Source organism: Noviherbaspirillum sp. (assembly GCF_035944575.1).
Classification (GTDB): Bacteria; Pseudomonadota; Gammaproteobacteria; order Burkholderiales; family Burkholderiaceae_D; genus Noviherbaspirillum.
Genome location: NZ_DASZBA010000028.1, coordinates 1 through 7,512, shown reverse-complemented (window position 1 = coordinate 7,512; position 7,512 = coordinate 1). Strand labels below are relative to the sequence as shown.

Below are 7,512 nucleotides of genomic sequence, written 5' to 3'. Positions count from 1 at the left end.
AGCCAGCCTGGGGCTTCTGAAAACCTGACGGCTGGACGCCCGGCGCACGGAACGAACTCAGCGAAGCCGGCCTGGATTCAGCTCGCCGGCGCGCACGCCGAAGTCGTCGAGGTAGGACGGAATGGCGACGCCCCTGAGCATCGCCGCGTACAACTCTCCTGCGGCGGGCGAGGTCTGGATGCCATAGCCGCCTTGCGCCGCGGCCCAGAAAAAATTGGGTGCGGCGGGATCGAATCCGCCGACGAAGTCGCCGTCCCGCACGAAGGAGCGCAATCCCGCCCAGACGCGCTGCGGACGGCGGACCGACAGCGTGGTCACCTGCTGGATGCGGTCGATGGCCATCGCGATATCGAGTTCCTCCGCCTGCACATCATGCGGTTCGACCGGGTCGGCGTTGGCCGGCGAGCCGAGCAGCATGCCGGCGTCCGGCTTGACGTAATACGACTCGTCCACGCCGATGAACATCGGCCAGCCGGAGGTCGGCATGCCATCCGGCGGCGCGAAGATGAATGCCGATCTGCGCCTTGGTTCCAGGCCGATCGGCGGCACGCCCGCCAGCACGGCGATGCGGTCGCACCACGCACCGGCGGCGTTCACCACCACCCGCGCTTCATATTCCCGCCCGCCCGCAGCTACATGCCATGTGCTTCCCGCATGATGCATAGCGGTGACCGGCGCATCGCAATGCACGGTGCCGCCGGCGGCGCGCGCACCGCGCAGGAAACCCTGGTGCAACAAATGGACATCGATATCGGCCGCGTCCGGTTCCAGCACCGCACCGAGAATCCGCTCGCGCCGCAGCACCGGCACCATGCCGCAGGCGTCCTCGGCATTGAGCCGGCGCACGCCGTCAGTGACCGAGCGCACGACCGCTTCATGTTTATCGAGCAGATCGGCCTGGCCATGCATGGCGACCATCAGTGCGCCGCGCGGCGACAGAATCGGATGCGCGGCGAAGCCGGCTGGCGGCGCATCAAGGAAGGCACGGCTGGCGCGGGTGAGCGCGCGTACCTGAATCGGTCCGTAGCTTTCATAGAACAGCGCCGCCGACCGTCCGGTGCTGTGATAACCGGGCTGGCTTTCCGCCTCCAGCAGGATGACGCTGGCGTGCGGCGCCAGCCAGTAAGCGATGGACGCACCAGCGATGCCCGCGCCGATGATCAGGTAGTCCGCCTTGAGTGGCTGTCCATTGTCCATGCCGGCCATCCTTTCCGTTCGTCCGCGCCAATAAAAAAAGCCTGCATGGAACCGGTCCATGCAGGCTGATTATGCCGCGGTATGACGCTGCCCGCCGTCAGCCCTTTTCCAGCAGGGTGCGCAAGCGGTCCGCACGCGATGCGTGGCGCAGCTTTGCCATCGCTTTCGCTTCGATCTGGCGCACCCGCTCGCGGGTGACGTCAAACTGCTTGCCGACTTCCTCCAGGGTGAAGTCGCTCGCCATATCGACGCCGTAGCGCATGCGCAGCACCTTCGCCTCGCGTGCCGGCAGCGAATCCAGCACTTCCTTGATCACCGACCGCATCGATGCATGCATCGCCGCATCGGCCGGCGCCAGCGTGGTTTCGTCCTGGATGAAATCGCCCAGCAGCGTATCGCCGTCTTCGCCGACCGGCATGTCCATCGATACCGGCTCCTTGGCGATCTTCATCACGTCGCGGATTTTGCTTTCCGGCATATCCATCTTCGCCGCCAGCGTCGCCGCGTCCGGTTCGACGCCGGTCTCCATCAGGATCTGGCGCGAGATGCGGTTCATCTTGTTGATGGTCTCAATCATATGCACCGGCACGCGGATCGTGCGCGCCTGGTCGGCGATCGCACGCGTGATCGCCTGCCGGATCCACCATGTCGCATACGTCGAAAACTTGTAGCCGCGCCGGTATTCGAACTTGTCCACCGCCTTGAGCAGACCGATATTGCCTTCCTGGATCAGGTCGAGGAATTGCAGGCCGCGGTTGATGTATTTCTTCGCGATCGAAATCACCAGCCGCAGGTTGGCTTCGGTCATCTCGCGCTTGGCCTGGCGTGCCCGCTTCTCGCCGGTGATCATCTGGCGATTGATCTGCCGCAGGTCCGCCAGCGGCACCTGCACCCGCTCCTCCAGATCGATCAGGCGCTGCTGATACGCCTTGATGGCCGGCGCCTGGCGACCGAGCGCGGCGCTGTACGGACGTCCTGCTGCAACTTGTTCATCCACCCACCCGAGCCGGGTTTCATTGCCCGGAAAGGCTTCGATGAAATGCGCGCGCGGCATGTCGCATTTATTGACCGCGACATCCAGGATCTGCTTCTCGATCTGCCGCAGGTCTTCCATCTGCGCGCGCAGCGTGTCGCTGAGCTTTTCGATGGTCTTTGCGGTGAAGCGCATGCCCAGCACTTCCTGCACGATCGCATCCTTGGCCGCGACATAGGCAGGCGAGCCGTAGCCGGACTTTTCGCGTGCCGCCTGCATGCGCTCGAACTCGGCGCCGATGGCGGCAAATTTTGCCAGCGCCTGCTTGCGCAATTCCTGCATTTCCTTTTCGGACAGGCTGCTGGACGCGCCGGTGGCGGTGTCGTCATCCTCGTCGTCGGCGAGCTCTTCGGCCGGATCGGCATCTTCATCGTCGATCGCCTCGTCGGCCGCCGCTTCCGGCAGCGGTGCGGCCGCCGCGTCGACCAGTCCATCGATGACGTCATCGACATTCATCTGCCCGCTCTCGATCTTGCCGCTCAGCGCCAGCACTTCGGCAATCGTCGTCGGGCAGGCGGCAATCGCCTGCATCATGTCCTTCTGGCCATCCTCGATGCGCCGGGCGATATCGATTTCCTGCTGGCGTGTCAGCAGCGGGACCGTTGCCATCTCGCGCATGTACATGCGCACCGGATCGGTGGTGCGGCCGAAATCGGGATTGACCGCCGACAACGCCGTCGCGACCGCCGCTTCCGCCTCATCTTCGCTTGTTGCCGTGACAACCTTGTCCGACAGCAGCAGGGTTTCCGCATCCGGCGCCTGTTCATAGACGGCAATGCCCATCTCGTTCAAGGTACCGATCAGGCCATCGATCGCCTCTGCATCGACCACATCGTCCGGCAGATGGTCGTTGATTTCGCCGTGGGTCAGGAAGCCGCGCTCCTTGCCGATGGCAATGAGCCGCTTGATCTGTTCCTTTTGCGCTTCGAGCTGTTCTTCGCTGGCGGCATCGCCGCCTTTTTCCTTGGCCTGCCGATTCTTGCTGCGGGACGCGGCGCGCAGTTCTGCGCGTTCGACCGCGTTCAGGGCCGCGACTTCTTCCTGCTCCGGCTGATATTCGGTCGGCCGGCGTCCGCGGCGGGCCTGAACTTTCACCCCCGGCAACGCATAGCCGCTTGTATCGATTGCGGCCAGTGCAGCGGCATCGGTGGTCTGGACAACTGCAGCGGGCGCGGCAGGGTCGGATTTTGCCGTGGTTTCGGCCGGCTTTTGCGTCGCCTTTCTCACCACGACGGCTTTCTTTTGCTTGGGTTCAGGGGCTGTTGCGGCCACAGGCGTAGCGGAAACGTCGGCTGCAGGGATGGCTGCAGGTGTCGGCTGTACGGCCGGTGCCTGGACGGCCGCCGTTTCCATTGCGGGCACGCCGCCGGGGTCGTTGGCGCCGGCGTCATTAAGCCTGTTGGCGAAGCGCGAACGCGACTTGGTCACGACCGTGACCGTGCTTGGCGCCTGCACCGGATCGGCGGCGTGGGAGACCGTGCGTACTTTTTTCGACTGCGCGGGTCTCGCCGATCCCGCGCCAGTCGATTTGGAAGTCAATGTCAGAGTTTTGGCAGTTTTGGTCATTGATTAAAAGTGTTTCTGGCGCCAGCGCTTTGCAGAGCGGAATACCGCGCGGCGCGATCATCGCGGCGCACGCTGTAATTCACGAGCGCATGACGCTGCGTGGCGGAGACAAAACAGGAATGAGATGGGAGTTAAACGTCGGCGAATGGTTCAGAAAAAATGCGGTCCGTCGACCTCTGTTAGCGAAACAGTCAGAGCAATCGTCGGCGGGCACTTTTGCTGCGAGGGTAAAAAATTGCAGCGCGAATTATGTTTCATAGTAACAAGTATGTCCAGTGGTCGCTTCATATAACAGACATCAATTTCGGTAATATGCGCACTCGCATGCAGTGTGCGTGGTTCATTCGCCGGATGAAGCGCACATTCTCAACAATCGTTACAGGATGACGTAGTGAATGACAAACTGACTCTCGATGAATTCGACGCTCTTGCTGAAATTGGGGCCGGACAGAAAAAAGGCAAGCCGAGCGCCCGCGTTTCAAGGAACGCCAAACGCCTTTCAGGGCTCAAATATGCGGAGTACCGGAAGGATGGGACGCTGGAACTGACCGAAAAGGGCAAGCAGACATTGTTTATCAAGCGCTGCATCGACGGTCTGCGGGCGCTGTCGATCGATCCGCATGCGCAGATCGATGCAGGTGTCGTTACGTTCCTGAGCAAGAAAGGACATATCAAGTCCAGGCCGGCGGATGATGGTTACGATGTTACGCAGCGTGGGCTGGAAACCTTGGCGGATATCGACGCCAACCCGGCTTCAACCTGACGGCGTAAGGAATAGGGAATAAGTGAGAACGCAGGCTGCCGGCCAAGGTGGTGGCGGGAAGCCTGCGCGTCGTGCCGTTACGCCGCGATGTCCTGATGGCGCTGCGCTACGTACCCACGGAGAGATTACTTTTCCTTGGCCGGAGTGACTTCCACCTTCGGCACTTCGACGGTTTTCTCTTCGGTTTTGACAGTTGGCACCGTGACGGTCTTTTCCTCGGATTTCACGTTGACATCCGGCGTTTTCACATCGTATTTGGGCAGCGTCACATCACCGGCCTGTTTCTTTTCGACTTCGTATTTCGGCAAGTTGACATTGCCTTCCTTGGTCTTGTCGACGTCACAAGCACTCAGGCCGAGAACGGAGAACGAAGCGATAGCGATTGCAATGGATTTCTTTATCATGATTATTTCCTCCTGATTGATTTGAAAACAAAGCCATGAAGACCATCCTGGCCTCATGCTTTTTTGACATATAGTCCGTATCAAAGGTTGTTCGCATTTGTGTTAATTTTGTTAACAAGTGTTACCCGTGGGTGCTGTACGAACGCGCTTCCCCAGGGGAAACCCGCGCGTGGCGATCTGACCCTTCGGGAGCTGGCCCGATGCGAACCGACTGATTCATATTTTTTCTTGCTGGCATGCCAAGCACATTTCACATCATCTTGATCGCGGCACTGTTTTGCGTGCTGACGTTTCTTGTTTCGTTTTCGCTGGTTCGAAGCGGCATCGCCGGGATCAGGGAATGGGCGGCCGCCAATGCGATCGGTTTCTTCGCATTCATTCTCTACGCATTCGGCAGGGAGCTTCCGCCACTGATCGCCTATGAAGTCGCCAATGGCGTGTATGCCGCGGCAAGCGCGGCGGTCCTGCTCGGTTACCGGCGCTTCTTCGGCCGGCGCATGCCCATGGGATTGCTGGCAACGGGCGTTGCATGCGTGATGCTGGCCATCGCCGTGTTTCACTATGTGTTCGATTCCTTTGCATTGCGCACGGTGGTCGTATCGATGTTCCAGGTAGCCGTCTGCCTGATGATCGCGCTTACCGTATTCGGCTCGCGCCAGAGCAGGCGTTCGCGGTATCCCCACCTGTTCGCAGGCGGCATGGCGATCGTCATCGCCGCCGGCCACACCATCCGCGCGGCCGTGCATGTGGCTGACCCTGGACAAATGACCTCGCTGCTGCAGCCGTCGCCCTGGAACATGCTGTTCCTGTCCGCCGGCACCATGACCCTGCCCGTGCTGACATTGGGAGCAGTCATGCTGGTGCATGACAGGATGATGGCAACAGCGGAACGCGCCGCCAACCGCGATTTCCTGACCGGCGCATGGTCGAGGCGCGCCTTTTTCGAAATCGCCGAGCGCGAGCTGGGACGGATCGCGCGCAGCGGGCAGAATCTGTCGCTGATCATGCTGGACATCGACAATTTCAAGCAGATCAACGACTCCTCGGGCCACGCCATCGGCGATCTCGTGCTGGTGGATGCGGTGCTGCGCGCCGATGCGGCGATCCGTTCGGTGGATTACTTCGCCCGCGTCGGCGGCGAGGAATTTGCGGTGCTGCTTCCGGATACGAACCGCGTGGCGGCATCGGCGGTCGCCAACCGGCTGCGGGCGGCGCTGGAAACACAGCCCGGGGGCGGCGACGGCCGGGTGCCGGCGTACACCGTCAGCATCGGCGTGGCCACGCTGGTCGGCGGCGAGGCATTCGCGCACCTGATGGCAAGGGCCGACAGTGCGCTATATCAAGCCAAGGCGATGGGGCGCAACAGAGTGGTTAGCAGCGAAGACAGCGCCGGCCAGCCCCGCCATCCGTAGATCAGGTGGCCGGCGATTCCGCGACGATGCGGCGGATCGCCTGTTCAAACACTTCAGGCGGCTGTCCGCCCTGGATCAGGTAGCGGTCGTTGATGATGACCGCCGGCACGGCATGAATGCCCTGTTGCTGGTAGAAGCGCTCCTGTTCCCGCACCTCCTGCGCATACCGGCCGGATGACAGCACGTCGGCCGCCTGCGCGGCATCCAGTCCCGCCGTCCCTGCAAGTTCAGCCAGCACGGCATGATCGCCGGGGTGTTTGCCGTCGGTGAAGTAGGCTTGAAACAAGGCTTCCTTCAATGCCTGCTGGCGGCTTTGTTCTTCCGCCCAGTGCAGCAGGCGGTGGGCATCGAAGGTGTTATAGATGCGGCTGCGTTTTTCCATGCGGAATGCGAATCCCAGCTCCTCGCCGCGCGCCCGGATCGCCTCGCGGTTGCGCGCGCTCTGCTCTTCGGTCGCGCCGTATTTCTCGGCAAGGTGCTCGGTGATGTCCTGCCCTTCATAAGGCATTTGCGGATTGAGTTCGAACGGCTGGAAATGCAGATCGGCCGCCACATCGCCGTCGAGACGGCCAAGCGCCTGCTGCAGCGACTTCAGCCCGATCACGCACCACGGGCAGGACACGTCGGAAACAAAGTCGATTTTCAATCGGGTGGTCATCGGCTTGCCTTTGCGAGAAAAAGTAGGTCAGAAGTATGTGCGTCCATGCCGGCCTTGTTCAAGGGCCGGACTTGCAGCAGCGCAGCGTCGGCTGATCGGTCCGGAACGTCTCTCCATGGTGCATCACGAAAAATTCGTCATCCTTCAAGCCGTGCTGCTGTCGCGCCAGCGCCAGGTCGTCGACCGCCTGGTCGAGCCTTTCCTCGCCCAGCGCAAAGGTGCCCCAGTGCATGCCGATGCTGCGCTTGATGCGCAGTTCCTTGTGGATGCGCACCGCTTCTTCCGGGCTCACATGAGAGTTGCGGTACCAGATCGGCTGGTAGGCGCCGATGCCGATGGCGGCGAGGTCGAAGCCGTCGAAGCGGGCGGCGATGTCGGCGATATCTTTCGAGTAACCGAGGTCGCCGGAAAAGAAAAACGAGAAACCCGGATGCCGGACCGCGAATCCGCCCCACAAGGTTTCATTGCGATCCCACGGT

Annotated in this window: 7 protein-coding genes; 2 read left to right on the top strand and 5 right to left on the bottom strand. The window is 61.7% G+C overall.

Annotation, left to right across the window (positions count from 1 at the left end; translation table 11 throughout):
• Window positions 1–57 precede the first annotated feature (57 nt).
• Together VGU61_RS01680 and rpoD are read right to left on the bottom strand one after the other, a co-directional pair.
• Window positions 58–1,197, bottom strand: a complete 1,140-nt coding sequence (locus tag VGU61_RS01680; RefSeq protein WP_326857360.1) for an FAD-dependent oxidoreductase — start codon at window positions 1,195–1,197, stop codon at window positions 58–60.
• A 97-nt stretch (window positions 1,198–1,294) separates the two neighbouring features.
• Window positions 1,295–3,796, bottom strand: a complete 2,502-nt coding sequence (gene rpoD, locus VGU61_RS01675) for an RNA polymerase sigma factor RpoD (protein ID WP_326857359.1) — start codon at window positions 3,794–3,796, stop codon at window positions 1,295–1,297.
• Between the two features lie 391 nt (window positions 3,797–4,187).
• Here rpoD and VGU61_RS01670 point away from each other — a divergent pair, with 391 nt between their 5' ends.
• Window positions 4,188–4,559, top strand: coding sequence for a hypothetical protein (locus VGU61_RS01670; RefSeq protein ID WP_326857358.1), 372 nt, complete (start codon window positions 4,188–4,190; stop codon window positions 4,557–4,559).
• A 125-nt stretch (window positions 4,560–4,684) separates the two neighbouring features.
• Here the strand turns inward: VGU61_RS01670 and VGU61_RS01665 are convergent, their stop codons facing one another.
• Window positions 4,685–4,963: a hypothetical protein gene (locus VGU61_RS01665; RefSeq protein WP_326857357.1), complete on the bottom strand. Its 279-nt coding sequence runs from the start codon at window positions 4,961–4,963 to the stop codon at window positions 4,685–4,687.
• Between the two features lie 236 nt (window positions 4,964–5,199).
• Between VGU61_RS01665 and VGU61_RS01660 the strand changes: the two genes are divergently transcribed.
• Window positions 5,200–6,375 (top strand): GGDEF domain-containing protein, encoded by a 1,176-nt coding sequence (locus VGU61_RS01660; RefSeq protein ID WP_326857356.1) that lies wholly within the window; start codon window positions 5,200–5,202, stop codon window positions 6,373–6,375.
• A gap of 1 nt (window position 6,376) precedes the next feature.
• Here the strand turns inward: VGU61_RS01660 and VGU61_RS01655 are convergent, their stop codons facing one another.
• Both VGU61_RS01655 and VGU61_RS01650 read right to left on the bottom strand, forming a co-directional pair.
• On the bottom strand, window positions 6,377–7,033 hold the full coding sequence (locus VGU61_RS01655) for a DsbA family oxidoreductase (RefSeq protein ID WP_326857355.1): 657 nt from the start codon (window positions 7,031–7,033) through the stop codon (window positions 6,377–6,379).
• 58 nt (window positions 7,034–7,091) lie between these two features.
• A partial coding sequence (locus VGU61_RS01650; protein ID WP_326857354.1) for an MBL fold metallo-hydrolase occupies window positions 7,092–7,512 on the bottom strand: 421 nt, incomplete at its 5' end.

Bases quoted from the DNA above. Each gene is read 5' to 3' on its own strand.
- VGU61_RS01680 (WP_326857360.1), bottom strand. From the start codon at position 1,197: ATGGACAATGGACAGCCACTCAAGGCGGACTACCTGATCATCGGCGCG.
- rpoD (WP_326857359.1), bottom strand. From the start codon at position 3,796: ATGACCAAAACTGCCAAAACTCTGACATTGACTTCCAAATCGACTGGC.
- VGU61_RS01665 (WP_326857357.1), bottom strand. From the start codon at position 4,963: ATGATAAAGAAATCCATTGCAATCGCTATCGCTTCGTTCTCCGTTCTC.
- VGU61_RS01660 (WP_326857356.1), top strand. From the start codon at position 5,200: ATGCCAAGCACATTTCACATCATCTTGATCGCGGCACTGTTTTGCGTG.
- VGU61_RS01655 (WP_326857355.1), bottom strand. From the start codon at position 7,033: ATGACCACCCGATTGAAAATCGACTTTGTTTCCGACGTGTCCTGCCCG.